Consider the following 19,518-nt stretch of genomic DNA (forward strand, 5'->3'; position numbering starts at 1 on the left):
GGCTAAGGTCCAATTTCAACGCTCCACTCCTGCTCAAAAGTAATCGTTACATATTTTTCTAATCCTAGCTATCAATACTAGAAATTAGAAAATCTAAAAATAGTGCTTTTTAAGGAGAGAGTGAAAGTTATTTGTCAGCGCTCTAATGATTGTGAGCTAGTTGTTGGAGCTGGTGCTGGTAGTTTTTGGCCTTGAGGTTGGGGAGGCTGAGCATGGTGGCCAGGCTGATTAAATAGAGGCTGGCTAGGAAGAGCATGACCATGGGGACGGAGGAGACGTCGAGCAGCCAACCGATAACTACCGAGGAGAAGCCGCCTACTGCCCGGCCCACATTGAGGATGACGTTGTTAGCAATCGAAGCAATGTGGTCGGGATAGAGACGGGTAATCATGGCCCCGTAACCTGCGAACATGCCGTTGACGAAGAAACCGACGATGGCGCCACCGAGAATCATAGTGAGTGGTGACCGGGCAAAGGTGAAGAGGTAGACGGACAGGGCAGACAGGCTGAGGAAAGTAGCATAGGCCAGGCGGGGTCCCCGAGCGTCAAGCAAGCGGCCGAAGGTGAACATGTCCAGGCACATCCCAATAATGGTTGCAATCATCCAAGTTGAAGAATCCTTCACGCTGACACCGCTGGCTTCCTGCATAATGGTCGGCAGCCAGTTCATCATCCCGAAGTAGCCGGCAATTTGAACGGTTGTCATCAGCATAAGTCCCAGGGTCTGCCGGCTGAGTTCAGCTGTTTGGAAGAGTTCCTTGATCGAAGGCTGTTGGGCTGCAGCTTTCTTTTGTTGGCGGGCTTGGGTGTCCGCAAAGACTTGCTGGTCATCGATCGCAAAAACCATCCAAATCACGAGTGCGACTGGCAGGAGGCCAAAGAGAAAGAGGCCGCGCCAGCCGAAGAGGGGAGCGATGAAACCGGCGAGCAGGGCAGACAGGATGGAACCAATCTGACCGGCGATCCCGTTGAGGGAACTGACCCGTCCCATCTTCTGGGCGGGCACAATGCTGGCCATAATGGCAATGGCGACACCGTATTCGCCCCCAACTCCCATACCTGCTAGGAAGCGCATGAGGTAGAGGTAGCCGAGGTTAGGAGTGAAGAAGATGAGCCCCGTAGCCAGAGAGAAGAGGAGGATGGTCCACTTGAAGACCTTAAAGCGGTTATAACGGTCAGCAAGGACGCCGAAGACTAGGCCTCCGACCAGCATGCCGAGGTTGGTGATGGTGGCAATGAGTCCGGCTTGGGCGCCGTTGATGCCGAGCTGGGCGATAATCGCCGACATGGAGAAGGCTAGGAACATGACATTGAGGTCGTCGGTTCCTGAAGCCAGGATAGCAGCGATGAGGGCGCGTTGACTGTTGGTATTGGGATGATTCACAAGATGACCTCCTTAATTAAGACACTGGCTGACTAGTCACTGTGGCTGGCGGTCCAAGCTTGGGGATCTTGGTACCATTGTTCGAGCACATCCTGGGCAGCTTCCACTTCGGGATCTTCTTTAGCTGCGATTGGGATCAAAGTTTTGAAGTCCGATAGGGTGTAGAGCGGGAAGTCTTCCTTGGCAAAAGCTTCGCGGCTGGCTGGGAGGAGGTAGTTAAAGATGGCCAGGGCAGCGACGATTTCGCCACCTGCTTCTTGGACTTGGTGGGCGGCATGGATCACTGAGCCACCGGTTGAAATCAAGTCTTCAACCATGAGAACCTTGGCCCCTTTTTCGAATTCGCCTTCGATGGCATTTTGCTTACCGTGACCCTTGGCTTTATCGCGGACATAGATCATTGGTAGGTCGAGAGCTTGGGCGATAAAGGCGGCATGGGGGATACCGGCAGTTGCTGTTCCAGCAACCACTTCGATATCCGGACACTTGTCTTTAATCGTCGCCAGGAAGCCGTCGATGAGGAGCTGGCGGACTTCAGGATGGGAAATCGTCAGGCGGTTATCGCAATAAATAGGAGACTTGAGGCCACTGGTCCAAGTAAAGGGCTGGTTGGGACGAAGGGAGATGGCATGGATATCTAAGAGGGCTTGGGCAATTTTTTCGGCTTGTGACATGGTAGATTCTCCTTTTCTATTCTGGTGACGGATTAGGCTTGCCATTCGGCAGTGATATCGCGGTAGGCTTGGACTGGATCAGCAGCCTGGGTGATGGGACGGCCGACAACAATATAGTCGCTGCCGAGCGCTTTGGCCTTGGCTGGCGTGGTGATCCGCTCTTGGTCTTCCCGTTGACTCTGATAGTTGCTAGGACGGATGCCGGGCGTAACCGTGATGAAGTCAGTACCCACTTGGTCTTTAATCAGGCGGGATTCTAGAGGCGAGCAGACAACCCCATCGAGGCCTGCTTTTTGGCTGAGTTGGGCATAGTGGACCACACTCTCTTCGATGGTCGCTTGGGTCAGTTGTTCCGCTTGCATGGCAGCTTCAGAGGTTGAAGTCAATTGGGTGACCGCAATCAGGAGAGGGCGCTTATCGGGATCAGGTTGGGCTTCCGCAATTGCCTCCATAGCCCAGCGCATCATTTCTTCCCCACCCGCAGCGTGGACATTCAGCATATCAACGCCCAGTTCCGTCAGCGCGCGGATACTACGGTGGACTGTGTTTGGAATATCATGCAGCTTCAAGTCAAGGAAGATGTGGTGGCCAGCCGCTTTGAGTTGCTTCACCAGGGCTGGACCGTTGGCATAGTACATCTCCATCCCAATCTTGACATTTAAGGCTTGCCCCTCGAATTGTTGGATAAAAGCCTCCATCTTATCGACCGTATCGAAGTCTAGGGCAATAATTGGTTTATCTTTTTGCATTTTTAGCCTCCAAAAATAACTATTTTTTCCCAAAAAAAAGCACGTTGATTAAAATCAAAGTGCCGACCCCCTGCTTGGCGCCAAGCATAAAGGATGCGAATAAAATTTTGCTCAAATTGTCAAATATTATATCCCCCTATCGAAAGCTTGTCAAGCCTTTTCAGTGAAATTCTTTAAGTAAATTTTGCGAGTGCATGGTGCTAGTGAATTGTGCTGTTGAGCTTGCGTTGCGCTTTTGAATTTAGGCCTTGAGTATCAGAGGGTCAAGAACGGTTAACGCCGTTTTGTACTATATCCGTAAGTCGCTTACGCTCCAACGTCTATAGCAACACCGGTTCGAGCTAAGGTCTCTCGCCTAGCGAGCTTCAAAGGGCTAGTACGGCTTACACCTACTATCCCTAATTCACATCGCTTGTTTCTCCATGGCTAAGGCCTAACTTCAACGCTCCACTCCTGCTCAACAAATACTACTGTATTTTGATTACTAGTTAGCAATATTAAAAGTTAAAATCTGTATTGAAATTTTTTTAGTGCAGTTGAATTGCGTTTGTATTCTGTATTTAGAGCTTTTGATTGAGTGTTTAGGTTGCTAAGCCACACTCGGGGGGCTCTATTGGGCCTTGGACGCGGTCAATCCACATTCCACAGCCCCGATTGTGCCTTCCCCAGCTACAAGCCACAATTGGCAACCTGGATTGTGGCTTGCTTATGATTAACCCACACAGTGCCCTCCCGAATGTGGCTTGAGTCCTATTAATCCACACTCGGAGCCTTTGATTGTGGCTTGCCTGTGTCAAACAAAAACACTTCCCCAGCCAAGCGATCAAAAGCTGCCGCTTGCTATAGGGAAGTGTTTACTTTGAATGACAATTTATGAATTTTGCTTTGTTATTGATGACTCAGCAGAGCCTCTATTCAACGCCGAATTCTTGGCGGACTTGGTCGGCAATCCGGTTGGCGTAGTCGGCGGCGAGTTCGTCTGTTTTGGCTTCGACCATGACGCGGAGGAGGTTTTCGGTACCGCTAGGGCGCACCAAGATCCGTCCGTCACCGCCCATGTCGGCTTCAACGGCTTGGATAACGTCTTGGACGCTTTCAGACTTCATGGCATCTTCGCGGCCTTGGCGGGTCACTCGCACATTGACGAGGATTTGTGGGTAAGATTGCATCTCGTCGGCGAGTTCGGAGAGTTTCTTCCCAGTTTGCTTCATGACGAAGAGCAATTGGATGGCGGTCAGTAGGCCGTCACCAGTCGTGTTGTAGTCCATGAAGATGATATGGCCGGATTGTTCACCACCTAGGTTGTAACCGTGTTCGCGCATGGCTTCTACCACATAGCGGTCGCCGACCTTGGTAGTTTCCACATTGATGCCAGCGGCTTCTGTCGCCTTATGGAAGCCGAGATTGGACATGACGGTGGCAACAATGGTGTTGTTCGTCAAACGTCCGCGCTCGTTCAAGTACTTGCCGCAGATGAACATGATGTGGTCGCCATCAATCAAGCGGCCCTTCTCGTCGACAGCCAGACAGCGGTCGCCGTCGCCATCGAAAGCGATCCCCACGTCAGCTTGGTTGTCGAGGACCATTTGTGCGAGGGCTTCAGGGTGGGTGGACCCCACGCCGTCATTAATATTGAGGCCGTTAGGGGAAGAGGCCATGGTTTGGAAGTTGGCTTCTAGGTCAGCGAAGAGGCGGTTAACCAAGGGAGAGGTTGCCCCATTAGCCGCGTCGATGCAGACATTGATGCCTTCGAGTGAAGAAGTGATGGTGGATTCGAGGAATTCCAAGTACTTGGAGGCCCCTTCCAGGTATTCACTCACTGTACCTAAACCTTCGCTGCTTGGCCGTGGCAGGTCGTCTTCCTCCTGGTCGAGAAGGGCTTCGATTTCTAGTTCTTGGTCATCAGAAAGCTTGAAGCCGTCACTGCCGAAGAATTTAATCCCGTTATCCGCTGCTGGGTTGTGGCTGGCTGAAATCATCACACCAGCTGTGGCACCGGTTGTCCGGGTCAAGTAGGCCACCCCAGGGGTTGAAATGACGCCTAATTGGAAGACTTCAATGCCAACGGATAAGAGGCCGGAGATCAGGGCATGTTCAAGCAATTGCCCTGAGATTCGCGGGTCACGCGCCACGAGGACACGCGGATTTTCACTCTGTTCGCCGGCATGCTGGAGGAGGACATAGCCCCCACAACGGCCTAATTTAAAGGCGAGTTCTGGTGTCAATTCGCGGTTAGCTTCACCACGAACGCCATCCGTTCCAAAATATTTACGCATAATGAATAATCTCCTTAGTATTGGTTTAATTCGAGGATTTTTTCTTTTGTACAAGTCATCTTAACATGAAAGCTTCAGCCTGTGAAGTTCGAACTTAAAGGTCTAGGCGGAGGGGTCTTGTTCCTGGCTGGGAGAATTTGGGCGGTCAGCTGTCGACCGGCTCTCCTGGGACCGCTGGCTGCTAGCGGAATTAGCCTCTCTTGTTGCTTCTTCTTGGCGGCTGGCAGCGTTCTGCCGGTGGGGCGTGACCTTGACCCGGACTTGGGCCGGTTCCATGGAGGCTACCCCGGCTGGCAGTTCCAGGTCCACCTGTGTTTCTTCTTCCTTGCTAATCTGGCTGACATCGACATAGCCCATCACCCGGTTGAGCTGGTGGATGCTGGCGGGATCTCCCGAGAGCACCGTGTTATGGGTGGTAAGGGGTTCGATCTCATAGTCGGTGTCGGCCCGGCCGTTGATAGCTTCAAATTGGATGGGGACGGTATTGGTATTGGACTGGATGTCGACTTGGACTTCCACTTGCTTAGGATCGGCACTGATATCCAGCATCTGCCCCTGGCTATCCGCGATTAGGACCGTGGCCGAAGTGGTATAGGAGTCGCTGGCATCGCTCGGGATATCCACATTGACATAGACCTGGCTGATCTGTTGGAGCTTGTCGCCAGAGCCTGACAGGGTAACGGTTTGAGGGTTGACACTCACATTACCGACCGCATAGTCGGGGGAGAGCTTATCACTGTTCACCCGGACCTCAATGGGATAATTTTGGGTCTGGAGTTCCGCAATAGTGATATTGACGCTGGAAGGGGAGAGCTTGTAATGCAATTCCTTGGAGATCCCTTCCAGGCGGAGCTTGATATAGTGTTGGCCCTGGCCGAGCTGCTCCAAGTCCTCAGTGACGACCTTGAAGTTCTCAGCCTCCAAGGTTTGTTGGATAAGATTGGCTGGTCCCGACAGCTCCACGTCCACGGTTTCGGGCAGACCGGTAATATAGTAGTTTTGGACATTGCCCTTGATGTGGACGGGGACATTGGAAATGGTCTCCGTCGAATTCTCACTCACATTCTGGAAGAAAGAAATGGGATTGTCATTGTAGCGCTCAGCCTTAACGAAGACGAACATGGTCAAGGCGAGGAAGAGGGCGACCAGGAGAGTTAACCACTTATTGTCATAAATTTTATTCATCGTCATGCGCCTCGCTTTCCTTCTCTTCTTTAGCGAAGAGGCGGCTCAGGATATTGCTTTCGGACTGTTCTTCAGCCACAATGAAGTGGTCTTGGAGGCTTTGGCGGAGTTCGTCTTCGGAGAGGTCGCGGATAATCCGGCCGTGGTAGGTCAGGGAAATGCCCCCAGTTTCTTCAGAGACGACAACAGTAATGGCATCGGTCTGCTCGCTCAAGCCGACTGCTGCCCGGTGCCGGGTCCCCAGTTCCTTAGGGATATCGGGGTTCTCCGAGAGGGGCAGGAAGCTCGCCGCGGATGTGATCTCCCCATCTTGGATAATGACCGCCCCATCGTGGAGGGGGGTGTTGGGGATAAAGATATTAATGAGGAGCTGGGAGCTGATCGCGGCGTTCAGGCTGATCCCGGTCTTGGCGAATTCGGTCAGGGACTGTTCCTGCTCAATCGAGATCAGGGCCCCAATCCGCCGCTTGGCCATGTACTTGGAAGCGTCAATAATCTCTTCCACCATTTCCTCCATGGGGTTGGCGTACATCTGCTGCTTCTTAGCTGTAAAGAGGCGTTGGCCCAAATGTTCCAGACCGCGCCGGATCTCAGGTTGGAAGATAATCAAGACCCCTACGACGGACCACTGGATAATACTGTTCATGATCCAATCGATGGTCTCCAGACGAAAGACCGAACTCAGAATCTTAATCACGATAAAGACAAAAATCCCATTCAAAATATTGATCGCCTTGGTATGTCGGATCACCTTCAACAATTGGTAGAAGAGAAACCAGACAATCAAGATATCAATCAGATTGAAGAGGTGTTGGAAAGTAAAAATAGATGACCAGTCAAAAGACATGGCGAGGCCTCCTTATCAGCTAATTCACGAATGCCCAGAGCATTCTTACCTATTAAGTATAGCATACCCGGCCCCCTAAACCTCCCTTGAGGCCTGGCTTAAAGCTTAGGAAATCTTTAAAATGACTGGGGTAGATAATTAACCTTATTATAGAAGTTAAATCTATTAATGGCAGCTAGAAGAAAAATTGGTTTTTATTTAATGCTTTGTTAAAATTAAATAAAAGCGTATCCATGAAAAGGAGTGACAGAATAATGAAAATTCAAGTGACTGATCTCTTAAAACTTAGTCTGACGATGATTGTTGCGGTCTATTTCATTCGAATTTTTAAAGAGACGGGTTGGCCCTTTATTTGGACAGACCTAACTTGGGGCCTTTTCTTTGCGGTAACAGCTATGATTGGGCCACGGATTAAAGCCTATCAGAAGGCTAAATACCAGGCCAAGTGGGGAAAGCCGACTAATCGGAGATAGGGTGATTTGATTTATCTAATTGCAAAAAACCAAATTATGTTAAACTATGATTATCACTATAGCCTTAACATATATTTAGGAGTGTGAGAAGTTAGATGAGGAAAGAACAGCTTTGGTCACTATGGAAGGGGCTAACAGGCCTCAGCTGGCTGCTTTACTTTTATTTTTTGATTAGCCAGGCAGAAGTTACTTGGTGGTTTCAATGGTTAGCGAGAATAACCTTCTTATTATCATTATTTGTCAGTAGTCAGTTTTTGGATAAACGTAAGGATTTGGGTAAAAAGAAATTTTATCAGTACCTTATTGGTATTCCTATCCTCTCTTTTCCTCTAATAGCTTTTCAACCCTTTGTTGAAATAGGCACTATTACTTGGACTGATTTTAAGCTGACTGGCCTGCTGACTCTAGGCTTGATTATTATGATTGTCCTAGCCAATCTTTTCTATGATTGGAAGCAAGAGAGAGATTAATCCGAAAAAAATATCAAAAAGGTCTTGCCAAGCCCAGACTGAGATGTTATTATAATTGAGTACGATAAATCAAATTGATTCGTCGGGTGGGATAGCGAAGTGGCTAAACGCGGCGGACTGTAAATCCGCTCCTTCGGGTTCATAGGTTCGAATCCTATTCCCACCATTTCAATTATTATTGGGGTATCGCCAAGTGGTAAGGCAACAGACTTTGACTCTGTTATGCGTTGGTTCGAATCCAGCTACCCCAGTTGAGGAGACCAGCAGGGAGCTGGTCTTTTTTTGTGCGAATGAATAATGAATATTGTAGCTATTCAACAGAATTGTTATACTTAAGGTAACTCGAGAAAGGAGTTGTGCTTTATGGAGCTTTCCCAAGACCAGGTGCTCATCCGGCGCCTGAAACGTTTTGCTATATTTTTCCTTGTGATTAATGTCTTTAATGCGATTTCCCAATTGATTACCACTATCTCATCCTTCCAGGCTAAGGACTTTGACCCCAGCCAGTTTGAGATGTTGGGGCAAGAGATGGTCGACCAGATGAAGCAGACCTTTGTTTATGCCCATTCGACCCCTGTCCGCTTGATGAACGTGGTTTACTTGCTATTGTATCTGGCTTTAGTCTTTATCTTCTATAAAGAATGGCAAAAATTGCGTGACTTCCAGATTGATCCTCAGACCAAGACCAACTTTGTGATTGCCTGCGCCATTAGTTTGGCCATTCCCTTGGTCAATGCCTTGCTGACCCACTTGGCGGGTCTGGGCGCCTTCTCCGCTATGGCGGGTTGGATTTGGGCCGCAATTGTGGTTGTCTTGAATCTAGTGCTTTTCGGTATTTGTTTCTATACTTATAAGAAGTTGGCGGACCAGGGCGCGGTTTAAGCGCCTATCCCGTCTCTTTGTTTCAGCCTGTCAGTGTGGGTGACTTGTTCATCCAAGCTGACAGGTTTTGTTTTTACGCCCAGGCATGTTAGAGTCAAATTATAATATGTAGAGAGGGGTTATTACCATGTTAACGATCTATCGTCCAGGCGACCAGGCGCCACAGTCTATACTCGAGGCCTTGGAGGGTGTGGACTCTCCAGGAGGGGCCTACTTGGCGGAGAAATTAGAGGACCAGAAGCTCCAAGACGGTGAAATGGTCTTGGTGGTGACGGATGCCAGTGGGAGCTTGATGGCCTTTGCCTCGCTCTTAAAGGAAGATATTGTACCAGACCTCGACTATGGCCCTTTTTTATCCGCCGTCTATGTCGATCCTAACCACCGGGGGCAGGGTATCTTCTACCATTTAGTGTCCCTGGTCGAACTGGAAGCCAAGAGCCAGGGCCAGGACCAGCTCTATGTCATCTCCCAGCACGAAGCCCTCTATCCCAAGGCCGGTTACCGCTTCAAGGAAGACCTGGTCGACTTCATGGAACGGCCGGTTTATTGCTTTAGCAAGGCCCTTTAGCGGCAGAATATAACAATTCTTACAAGAAGCCCAGTCTAAGAAAGCTTGTTTTCAAGGCAAACTTGCTTAGCTTGGGTTTTTCTTTTATGTTTTCTTAGGCTTTTTTGTCATAATGCGGTATGTAATTTTTGACAAAAGACAATTCAAGCCGCTTTTTATTACAGGATTTTTACATTTTTTCAGCTAAATTTCAAAAACTCCGGACTTGTTAACAGAGTCGTTAAGGCTGATTAACAAGTCGGTCGGAGGGCTTTTTTTGTCTTGGGGGCCGTGCTAAGATATTTCTTGTCGACGAGGCAAGGCCCTGACGCCTTCGCCTGAAGTGAAAGAATATAGATAAAAAAAGAGATGAAAAAGGAGAATTTACTCAAATGAAATTTAACAAGGTACTTTTCGGAGCAAGTGTCGCAATCGCAGGTTTTGCTTTCCAAGCCGTTCAAGGTCAAGACGTTCAAGCCGCAGAATGGGTGGCTCGTACAGTTGAACAAGTTCAAGCAGACGTTAAGGCTGTTGACGGAGACGCTAAAGAATACACTGTACAATGGGGCGACACCCTAAACGTTATCGCAGCTGCAGTAAACGCTGACGTGGATGCTATCGCTGACCTTAACGACATCGAAAACGCTAACCTCATCGAACCCGGCCAAAAATTAACCTTCGAAGTGGACAAAGACGGCAAGGCTCACAATGTCAAAGCTGAAGGCCAAAAAGCTGAAAACAATGACCAAGTTGCAGCTCAACCACAAGCCCAAGCAACTTCATACGCTAACGCACCAGCTGCTCAACCTTCACAACAAGCTTACAGCTACGAAGCACCAGCTCAAGCTGCTCCAGCCGCTTCAAACTACACCGGTTCATCTTCATCCGCTAAAGAAATCATCGCTCAACGCGAATCAGGCGGTTCATACTCAGCAACTAACGGCCAATACATCGGACGTTACCAATTATCAGCCAGCTACCTAGGTGGCGACTACTCCCCAGCCAACCAAGAACGCGTCGCTGACCAATACGTAGCCAGCCGCTACGGCTCATGGGACAACGCCCTAGCCTTCTGGAACAACAACGGTTGGTATTAAAAAAGGGTGAGAGGGCACGCGTTTAGCTTTCGTTCACTGGAGCAAGTCACCAGAGCAGTCTGAAAGACTGCGGCGGGGACTTGTGAAGTGACACGAAAGCTGCGTGACCGAACCCGACTAGGTAGGGTGAGAGCAAAGGCGCTTAGAAAGGGATGACTGGAAGCAAAAGGGATAAGGACGGCTTTAGCCGGCCGTTCCCTTTTGCTGAAGTCACTCCCTTTCTGCCTTTGCGAACCCGACTACAGAGTGTGAGGGCACGCGCTTAGCTGCAAAAGCCCGACACCATCCAAAAACATTCAATATACACACTGAAAAGCTAGCACGGCAGAACTAAGCCGTGCTAGCTTTTTTCAGTATTTAAGGACAAATATGGGGCAACTTTCAAATAGAGCCTCTGAGCGCAAGTAGGATGTCATGAACTTTCAAACAGAGCCTCTGAGTGCAAGTAGCAGGTCATGAACTTTCAAATAGAGCCTTCGAGTGCAAGTAGGAGCTTGTCAACTTTCAAACAGAGGCTTTGAACACAAGTTGCAGACCTCCAACTTTCAAACAGAGCCTCTGAATAAAAGTTGAAACAGAAATCCCCAAAATTTAATTTTTGACCTTTTCTCACCATAACTCCTGAACTGTTGAAAATCACTCCTAAGCCCTTGAGACTGGGAATCTGGAAGGCCAACATGTTATAATTAAGGGAGTTAGGAGGCTTGCGAATGTTTGAAATAATTATTTGTGAAGATAATCCAGCACACCTGGAAGCAATGACGACTTATGTGAAGAATTATCTTGTGATGGAAGAAGATTTACCCATTCGCCTGGCTCTATCAACTGATGAGTCTGCAGAGGTTCTTGCCTATGCCAAGCAGACGTCGACCAAGCAGGATAGCCTTTATTTTATTGATGTGCGCCTGGGTGACCAGCAGATGAACGGTCTCGATTTGGCGCGCAAGGTCCGCCGCTACCAGCCCCAGGCCAAGCTAGTTTTTGTCACGGCTCATGAGGAGTATATGCCCTTCACTATGACCTACCATCTGGAAGCCTTGGATTATATTTTGAAGGATAATCCCCACAAGATGCGGGACAAGATGATTGCCTGTATCAAGACGGCCTACGAGCGGAGTCTGGTCCTGTCTCAGAGCCTCCCACCCTTCGTTATCCAGAAGGGAGCCCAGACCCAGGTGATCCGCAGCGCAGCGATTAATTATTTCGAGACCCTGCCTGCCCACCGCATCCGCCTAGTTGGTCCAGAGGCTTTGGTGGATTTCTATGATTCCCTTAAAAATATTGAAACCGACTACCCGCAATTCGTCCGCTGTCACCGGTCCTACCTGGCTAATATTGAGAATATTCAGGAGTTAAATAGCAAGGAGCGTCAGATTACCTTCCTAGATGGTAGTGCCATTCCTTTCTCCAGAGACCGTTATGAGAACTTGATGGAAGCTATGGCAACTTACTCCAACCAGTACACCAGGTAAAAATCTTCTTCATCATAAAAAACGACCGCCCGACTTAGTTTTTATGGCTAAGCTGGGCGAGTCGTTTTTTCTTATATTCATTTACTGACGTTTCTTCCACCAGTAGGCAAGGGGGAGGATCAAGAGAAGGAGGAGGCTTGGGAGCTTCCAATGACTTCCTTGGTCTTCTTTACTTGCCAGGCTTTCTTTGGAGGCCTGTTCTGTTTTAGCGCTTGGCGTGTCCTCCGCTGGCTCTGCTGGGTCTTCAATAGCTTGGAGGTCTGAATCAGTCACTTCCTCCTCCGCTGCCTGGACAGGCTTTTGGAAAAGTTGGGCGATGGCTTCCTTAACTGTGAGGCCGTCTTTTGTCCGCAGGGGCCGGTCTTCTGGGGAGAGCGACCGGGCTGTCTTCCTGTCTTGACTGCCACCTGGCTCCAAGAAGATTCCTTGAATGTTTTGGATGAGCTGAGCTAAGGAGCCAGTCTTTGGCTGATTGTCTTCGCTGGCAAGCAGGGCCTGACGTTTAGCTAGGCGTTGGCTGGGTTGGCTCGCCCAATCTTTGAGGCTTTGGCGGATCTTATCCAGCCAAGAGCTGACTTGACTTGGGCGCTCATTTCCTACGTGCTGACTTGAAGAACTAGTCGGTTGGTTCACCTGTCCCGGTCTGCTAGGACGATGGGAAGCTGCTGGCCTATTATCCTCTTCTTTATTAGGTAGGGTCACCTGACTTTCTTCATAAGGCTTATCCTTGGTGATGTCATCACGACCGTCAGTCCCTTTACCAGCCCCAGCTCCAGCTTCTCCTGGATCTGAATCTTGATTTGCTTTATCGGGTAGTTTGACCTGTCTCTTTTCATAGGGTTTCTCTTTGGTAATGTCATCGCGACCGTCTGTCCCTTTACTGGCTCCGTCTTTAGATACTTTTGCATCAGGCACTGGATTTGCTTTATCAGGGAGTTTGACCTGGCTTTCTTCATAGGGTTTCTCCTTGGTGAGGACCCGGCGTCCCCCGGTGCCTGTTCCGCCTTGGCCAAATTCGTTACCGATATAGCGGTAAACGCGTTCGGGATGGTCCAAATCGGTATAAAACTTCATGGCATAGATAATGAATGGGGTTGGGCTTTCCAAGCCAAACTGTTGGACCCGGTAGCGGCGTTGGGCCCCGTTGTAAGGATCCTCTGCCCCGCTGATATTCGTAATGGTAAGAAGGTAGTCTGAACTGTCTTTCACCGGTTCAGTTTGGTAGTGGAAGGCTTCGAATCCTGACGTTTTATCTGGGGATTTAAATAAGTAGAAATCGTTTTTAGAGTAAATGGGATAGACATTAGTCCCTTCAAACTTAGTTGGAGTGGGTAGGAGGTTGAAGATATTAGGGATATCGATAGGCTTCTTATCCGGCCCTTGCGTATACAAATCCTCAGCAGTGTTGATGAAGGGGATTGGCTCACTTTTCCATTCAGTGAGGGGCAAGGTGTAGACTTTTTCGGGCCCATCTGTGACCTGCTCCTGGTCGCGGCTAAGGAGCCTGTATTTAATCTGATAGGTCTCACTGTCATTGTCTGAGACTTCCTTGCGCCAAACTTCTTTGTGGGAAGTCAGTGCAGGCAGAACAATCTTGCCGACCTTTCGCTCAGTCAGGTCATAGCGGTCAATATGGATGTGTTCGGTTTGGTCATCGATTTTTTCACGTTGGCTTTCCTTAGCGAAATAGTGGTATGGGTCATCTGCTTTCTTAGCAAGGATAAAGTCGAGGTCACTTGGTATTTTGGAAGCGGGATCGACCTTTACTTCCTTTTTTTGGGCCCATTCGTCGGTAAAGTGGTAGATCTGTTGGTAGTGGTAGCGGGTCTGCTTGTCATCGAGATCTTCTTTGGAGACCCGCCAGTGGACCTTAAAGTTCTTGGTGTCTAAGGCAGGCTGCGATCCGAATTGGTAGATCAAGTCGACTTGCTTGCCGTCCTCATGGGGGATGACAAACTTAGACCACTCGATTTTATTCTTGAGCTGCCCCTTCCTATCTATCGAATAATAGTTCAATTGGTTAAAAGGAAGATTGAGGATAGGGTCCCACTTACTCTCAACATTCTTCCAATTGACGCCCATCCAGAGCGGGTGGAAGCTGAGTAATTCTTCATCCGAAGCGCCTTTAGGACTATGGGGCAGTTCCTGGTAGGCGAATTCAGAGAAAGGATTTTCTTCAGATTCAACAATAAAATAGCTGTTATCATCTTCTAACATGCCAGGGCGAGCTTCTAAGGGTTCTTGGAGTTTTTTCTTATCTATCCAGCGCCAAATTCGTAAGTTCCCAAAGTCCTGTGGGTTGAGGGTCCAATTCTGGACGCCAATGAGCATGTCGCGGTCATTTTTGCTGCGCAGGGGACCGAGGAAAGTGATACGGAGGGGGTTACTAGGGTTTTCGCGTTCGGGAATGATGAGGTGCCGGCCTTTGGGAGATCCGGAACGTGATTGGATAGGGAAGAAGTAATAGCGGCCACTTGAATCTCTAGAAAGACCGATGAGATCAAAGTCATAAATAATTTGAAGCTTGGCTTCTTGTTCACTTAGCCCTTCTTTACTAAATCTTTGGTAAGGGGGGAGTTCAGCCTGTTTTGACTCTTCGGCTTGTTCGACGACGCGGTCAAAACCACGGTCTAAATCATAGCGGAAGGTCAGGGTGGCGGCTTTCTCGGGGGCGAGGGGCTGGTCATTGAGCATGTATGAGATGGTCCACTTCTTCTCTCGGCCGGTCTCTAGGTGGGTGTAAGTGACCAGGAGGCGTTTTTGGTCTTCGGATAGTTTGATTAGACGGGACCAGTTGCTTGGAGCATCAATAATAGTCAGTCTTTGCTCTGCAGCCAGATTTTTGGGGTAACCGTGCGGATTTTTAGTGTTGTGATCGGTCCAGCCATAAGAATAGTTGATTAATTTATCACTAGGGAGCCCCTTCTTGACCAGGGCTTGGAAGACCAGGGGAAGTTGGTCAGTAGGGGTTGAAGAAGGATCTTCTGGGGAAGAGAGAGGGTGTCGGCTGACAACTGGTCGATAGGGCTCGGGCTGGTTTGCGGTTGCTTTGGAAGTGGCCTTTGAAGCGGTTGGCGCTGTATTAGCGGGTTTGTCTTTAGGCGTAGGTGAAGCTTTCTTCTCGCTGGCTGTTGACTTTTCCTCATTGGGGTTTGTTTTTTCAGTCTTGGCACTCGATTCAGCTTCCTTTTCACTTTGAAGGGACTTATCGCCATCAGCTGTTTTTTCGCCCGTGGAGACAGAACTTTCACTGGTTTCTGTTAGAGCGGTGGGCGTTTCCTCCTCTGTTGGACGGTCTGCTGCTGCTTCTGCTGGGGCTGACTCGTTTTCCTTGCTTTGGACAGCCGAACTCGTTTCGAGGGGAGCGGCTTGGACTTCCTGGCTCAGGAAGAAGCAGAGGGTGGCGCTACAGGCAAGAATTTTTAGAATATCTTGTTTTAATTGTCTTTGCATGAGGATTCTCCTTATAATGGTAATATCGATTAATATAAATATAGCACGTTATATAATTTTTAACTAGTTTGAACGAAGGAGGTGGGCCATGCTTGCTTATTTGATGAGCCATTTGACCCTCTATGATTTTGTTTTTCAGGCTTTGGTGGTCTATACCTGCCATTTTTGGGCCAAGGGCAAGCGGTCTGTCACTAGCTACTTGGTCTTGTACGGACTCTTGTTGTCGACAGCCCTGAACCCTTTAATCGTGAGCCTGAACTTTTACATGACCTTTAATTTTCTCCTGGTTGCGGCTTGGCTCTATTGGCAGTGGCGAGAATTGACCCAGGTGATGACCATGACAACCCTAATCTTTGTGAATATTTCTTGCCAGGATAGCTATTACTTTAACCTTGTCTACGAAAGCCTCCCCTATGGTACACTGGGGCACTTCCTGGTCTGGCTCCTGGGCTCAGTCCCTCTGCTTTTCGGCCTCAGCCGCTTGGAGGACTGGCTCTGGCGGCGGTATTTCTCTAGTTCGATTCGCCGGCACATCTCTTTCTTGCTCCTGACGGTGGGCCTAGCTTTCTTATTATATTTTCCCGCCTTTGTCCGTGACTTCCAAAAGGTATCAGCTATTAATTCGGCGACCTGGGTCTACCTGGCCTTGACCAATCTTTTCTTACTGGTCTTCCTCGTCTTAGCAGCGGCTCTCTTCTACCAGGGAACGGAACGGATCCGCCAGGCAGAGCGCCAACAGGCTGAGCAGCGGATAGATGCGGAATATGGGCGGTTGATTAGCCAACAATATAAGGAAATGCGGCGCTTTCGCCACGACTTGAAGAACCTCTTAGTGGGCTTCGGCGGCTATATTGACCATCAGAACTGGGAGGGCTTGACGAGCTATTACCAGTCGCTCAAGGAGAGTGGGACTAGTCTAGACCTGGCAGAGGACCATCCTATCTTTGACCTGGCTGACTTGCCCAATGATGCCTTGCGGGAACTGGTCCAGACTAAGCTAAGCTTGGCCCTGAGCTATGAGATCCCTGTCCATGTTGAAGTAGCCGAGGACCTTCCTCAAGTCCAGGAAGGGGTGACAGGTCTGGTCCGGATTGTCGGTATCCTGCTCGATAATGCCATCGAAGAATCCGAGGGTTTTGACCAAGCTGAGCTGACTTTTGCGGTGGAGGCGGTGGAAGGCTACCTGTCCATCAGTGTGGCCAACCGCTGCCAGGATCCTGACCAAGTGCGGGCCGTGCTCCAGCAGAGGGGGCAGTCCACCAAGGCTGGGCCCGGCCAGGACCGGGGCTACGGCTTGGTCAATGTCCAAGAGCTGAGCCAGCAGCAAGGGATCCAGCACTTTACTAGTTTCTTGGGCGACCTCCTGGTTCAGGAGCTCTTGATTGATTTGAATGCATAAGAAAAAGCGACCTTGTCAAGGAGGTCGCTTTTGTCTTAATGAGGTATAGCTTGTAAATTTAGCGGAGGGCCATGAGGACGTCGATTTCGTCTTCGTTGAGGCCGACCATGGCTTCGCCTAGGTCATAGGAGACTTCCGCGATGACGTCGGGCTGGTCGTAGTGGGCGACGGCCTTGACAATGGCCTGGGCGCGTTTTTCTGGGTTGCCGCTCTTGAAGATCCCGCTACCGACGAAGACTCCTTCTGCTCCGAGTTGGCGCATGAGGGCGGCATCAGCAGGTGTGGCCACGCCACCGGCAGAGAAGTTGGGGACAGGCAGGCGTCCTTCTTGGTGGACGAAGCGCAGGAGCTCGATCGGCACTTGGAGGTCCTTGGCCTTGGTGTAGAGCTCGTCTTCTTGGAGGGCGCGAACATTGGCGATTTCTTGGTTGAGGGTGCGGAGGTGTTGGACAGCTTGGACCACGTCACCCGTCCCCGCTTCCCCCTTAGTTCGGATCATGGCTGCCCCTTCGCTGATACGACGGAGGGCTTCTCCTAGGTTGCGGCAACCGCAAACGAAGGGCGTCTTGAAGTCGTGCTTGTTGATATGGTTGGCATTGTCGGCGGGAGAGAGTACTTCCGATTCATCGATATAGTCAATCTTTAGGGCTTCGAGGACCTGGGCTTCAACGAAGTGACCGATCCGCGCCTTAGCCATCACGGGGATGTTCACCGCTTCTTGGATCTTTTGGATAATGGCTGGATCGCTCATCCGACTGACCCCACCTGCCTTGCGGATATCGGCGGGCACGCGTTCGAGCGCCATGACGGCCACAGCACCTGCTGCTTCGGCAATCTTGGCTTGTTCAGGGTTGATCACGTCCATAATGACCCCACCCAGTAATTGGTCGTTAACTTCTTGGAATTTTGTCATGATTGGGCCTCCTTTTTCTAATGCATTTATTATAAAATAAAGCTGTAACCTTCTAAAGGTACAAACATCAATAAAAAAAGGGGTACAGATGCCATGTTATCGATTGACTTTAAGCCAGGCGAGAAACTTTATGAACAGATTTATGACCGTTTGAAGGCGGCCATTTCGGACGGCTACTATCAGAGTGGGGACCAGTTGCCTTCCTTTCGGGCCTATGCGGACCACTTGGGCGTTAGCTTGAACACGGTCAAGACGGCCTATTTCCAGCTCTTGGAAGAGGGTTATATTATCTCTAAAGAACGCTGTGGTTTCTTCGTGGATAAGATCGAACTGGATCATCTGGGACCGAGAGAGGCGGTCTATCCCCAGTATCTGACGGAGGAAAAAGCGGCCTCCCCTTGGCGCTATGACTTCTCGCCCTCAGCGGTTGACCTAGAAGGCCTGGCTCGGACCGGTCTCCAACAAGCGGCCAGTCTGGGAATGGCCCAGGCTAGTCGCTACCAGCAGGCCAATCCCCTGGGTGAAGCGCCCCTCCGCAATGCCTTAGCCCACTATCTCTATGAATTCCGGGGCCTGGCCACTTCGGCTGAAAATATCGTGATTACCCGGGGCTTTTCCCATAACTTACTGGCTCTAAACCAGGTCTTCGGCCAAGCCTGTTATGGCCTGGAAGATCCCGGCTATGCGCTGAACCTAGCCAGCCTGCATGCGAACTTTGAAGGAACGGAGAAGATCCCCATTGACCGCTACGGTTTCTCAGTCAAGGACCTGGAGCAGACGCCGGCCAATATTGCGGTGGTCTCTCCCAACCACCAGTTTCCTACCGGGCAAGTGATGGGGGTCCGCCGTCGCCAGCGCTTGTTGAACTGGGCCTCTGAGCGGCCCGACCGCTACATTATTGAGGATGACTACGACTCCGTCTTCAAGTATGCGGGGCGGCGGATTCCTGCCATGAAGGCTATCGACCGGGACGACCGGGTCATCTTATCGGGGTCCTTCTCCAAGTCAATTGGGCCTTTTATGGGCCTGGCCTATATGGTCCTGCCAGACGCTCTCTTGGACGCCTACGCGACTTGTGCAGACCTCGGCTTGACCCCCTCGATTGCTAGCCAGTTGACCCTCAGCCAGTGGATGGCGGAGGGAGCCTTCACCAAGCATGTCAACCGGATGAATACCTATTACCGAAAGAAGCAGGGCCTGATTCTCGACGCCCTCCAAGAGCTGCCGGGCCTGTCTTTCACCCAGGCGGATACAGGCCTCTACCTGGTCTTTCGCCTAGACCCTGACTGCTATGACCTGGACCAGCTGACCCAGACCTGGCAGGCAGAGGGCCTGAAAATCGACAGTGTGGCCAGCTATAGCCGCCAGCTGACCTGGCCCTGGGCGGACTATCTCCTCGGACTGGGCGGCGTCCCCCTAGCTGACCTGCCCCAGGCGCTGGAAGTCCTTGGCCAGAGTTTGGAGGGGAGTCGGGTGTAAGAGTTTCATTGGTGTTTGGATTTCATCAAATAAATAATACTGTTATTTTTGTTATTCAATATAATGAAGAATAGAAAAATTATTTCAAAAGTATTAAGTCTATCTCAAAGAAAATAAACAGTAAAAAATATGTAAATCTTTTCTATCCTACGTGATATATATATATATATATATATATGTTAGTCTTTGTTTAAGAGTTAGGTAACTAATATCATAGA

General features: G+C 49.8%; 16 protein-coding genes and 2 tRNA genes. 10 read left to right on the forward strand and 8 right to left on the reverse strand.

All coding sequences use genetic code 11. The features are described 5' to 3' along the window. Positions 1-142 precede the first annotated feature (142 nt). The 6 genes from AWM72_RS04450 to cdaA form a co-directional block, all read right to left on the reverse strand. Positions 143-1,384: an MFS transporter gene (locus AWM72_RS04450; RefSeq protein WP_067973841.1), complete on the reverse strand. Its 1,242-nt coding sequence runs from the start codon at positions 1,382-1,384 to the stop codon at positions 143-145. Positions 1,385-1,416: 32 nt separating this feature from the next. Beyond that, positions 1,417-2,058, reverse strand: a complete 642-nt coding sequence (gene pyrE / locus AWM72_RS04455) for an orotate phosphoribosyltransferase (RefSeq protein ID WP_067973843.1) — start codon at positions 2,056-2,058, stop codon at positions 1,417-1,419. A 32-nt stretch (positions 2,059-2,090) separates the two neighbouring features. Beyond that, positions 2,091-2,807: an orotidine-5'-phosphate decarboxylase gene (gene pyrF, locus AWM72_RS04460; protein WP_067973846.1), complete on the reverse strand. Its 717-nt coding sequence runs from the start codon at positions 2,805-2,807 to the stop codon at positions 2,091-2,093. Positions 2,808-3,718: 911 nt separating this feature from the next. Further along, positions 3,719-5,083 (reverse strand): phosphoglucosamine mutase, encoded by a 1,365-nt coding sequence (glmM, locus tag AWM72_RS04465; protein WP_067973850.1) that lies wholly within the window; start codon positions 5,081-5,083, stop codon positions 3,719-3,721. 102 nt (positions 5,084-5,185) lie between these two features. Beyond that, positions 5,186-6,274, reverse strand: a complete 1,089-nt coding sequence (locus tag AWM72_RS04470; RefSeq protein ID WP_067973854.1) for a CdaR family protein — start codon at positions 6,272-6,274, stop codon at positions 5,186-5,188. Further along, positions 6,261-7,115, reverse strand: a complete 855-nt coding sequence (gene cdaA / locus AWM72_RS04475) for a diadenylate cyclase CdaA (protein WP_067973857.1) — start codon at positions 7,113-7,115, stop codon at positions 6,261-6,263. Before cdaA ends, AWM72_RS04470 begins: the two co-directional genes overlap by 14 nt. 254 nt (positions 7,116-7,369) lie before the next feature. On the opposite strand from cdaA, the gene AWM72_RS04480 reads away from it, so the two are divergent. The 8 genes from AWM72_RS04480 (at position 7,370) to AWM72_RS04515 (ending at position 12,056) form a co-directional block, all read left to right on the forward strand. Continuing rightward, the gene (locus AWM72_RS04480; protein WP_067973860.1) at positions 7,370-7,588 is read left to right on the forward strand and encodes a hypothetical protein; all 219 of its coding nucleotides are present in this window, start codon (positions 7,370-7,372) and stop codon (positions 7,586-7,588) included. A 95-nt stretch (positions 7,589-7,683) separates the two neighbouring features. Then, complete coding sequence (locus AWM72_RS04485; protein WP_067973863.1) at positions 7,684-8,058, forward strand: hypothetical protein; 375 nt, start codon at positions 7,684-7,686, stop codon at positions 8,056-8,058. Between the two features lie 85 nt (positions 8,059-8,143). After that, positions 8,144-8,224 (forward strand) — tRNA-Tyr (locus AWM72_RS04490). A 13-nt stretch (positions 8,225-8,237) separates the two neighbouring features. Further along, positions 8,238-8,309 (forward strand) — tRNA-Gln (locus AWM72_RS04495). Between the two features lie 112 nt (positions 8,310-8,421). Then, positions 8,422-8,940, forward strand: coding sequence for a hypothetical protein (locus tag AWM72_RS04500; protein WP_067973867.1), 519 nt, complete (start codon positions 8,422-8,424; stop codon positions 8,938-8,940). A gap of 127 nt (positions 8,941-9,067) precedes the next feature. Then, positions 9,068-9,508 (forward strand): GNAT family N-acetyltransferase, encoded by a 441-nt coding sequence (locus tag AWM72_RS04505; RefSeq protein ID WP_067973870.1) that lies wholly within the window; start codon positions 9,068-9,070, stop codon positions 9,506-9,508. Positions 9,509-9,879: 371 nt separating this feature from the next. After that, positions 9,880-10,584, forward strand: coding sequence for an aggregation-promoting factor (gene apf, locus AWM72_RS04510; RefSeq protein WP_067973874.1), 705 nt, complete (start codon positions 9,880-9,882; stop codon positions 10,582-10,584). Positions 10,585-11,294: 710 nt separating this feature from the next. Then, positions 11,295-12,056, forward strand: a complete 762-nt coding sequence (locus tag AWM72_RS04515) for a LytR/AlgR family response regulator transcription factor (protein WP_067973877.1) — start codon at positions 11,295-11,297, stop codon at positions 12,054-12,056. A gap of 81 nt (positions 12,057-12,137) precedes the next feature. On the opposite strand, the gene AWM72_RS04520 is transcribed toward AWM72_RS04515, so the two are convergent. After that, positions 12,138-15,509, reverse strand: coding sequence for a hypothetical protein (locus AWM72_RS04520; RefSeq protein WP_067973880.1), 3,372 nt, complete (start codon positions 15,507-15,509; stop codon positions 12,138-12,140). Positions 15,510-15,597: 88 nt separating this feature from the next. On the opposite strand from AWM72_RS04520, the gene AWM72_RS04525 reads away from it, so the two are divergent. Continuing rightward, entirely contained in the window at positions 15,598-16,908 is a 1,311-nt protein-coding gene (locus AWM72_RS04525; protein WP_067973885.1) for a sensor histidine kinase, read from the forward strand. A gap of 58 nt (positions 16,909-16,966) precedes the next feature. Here the strand turns inward: AWM72_RS04525 and pdxS are convergent, their stop codons facing one another. Continuing rightward, complete coding sequence (gene pdxS, locus AWM72_RS04530; protein WP_372595697.1) at positions 16,967-17,851, reverse strand: pyridoxal 5'-phosphate synthase lyase subunit PdxS; 885 nt, start codon at positions 17,849-17,851, stop codon at positions 16,967-16,969. Positions 17,852-17,914: 63 nt separating this feature from the next. Between pdxS and pdxR the strand changes: the two genes are divergently transcribed. After that, positions 17,915-19,300, forward strand: a complete 1,386-nt coding sequence (gene pdxR / locus AWM72_RS04535) for a MocR-like pyridoxine biosynthesis transcription factor PdxR (RefSeq protein ID WP_067973893.1) — start codon at positions 17,915-17,917, stop codon at positions 19,298-19,300. Positions 19,301-19,518: the final 218 nt, after the last annotated feature.

The organism is Aerococcus sanguinicola, from assembly GCF_001543145.1.
GTDB lineage: Bacteria > Bacillota > Bacilli > Lactobacillales > Aerococcaceae > Aerococcus > Aerococcus sanguinicola.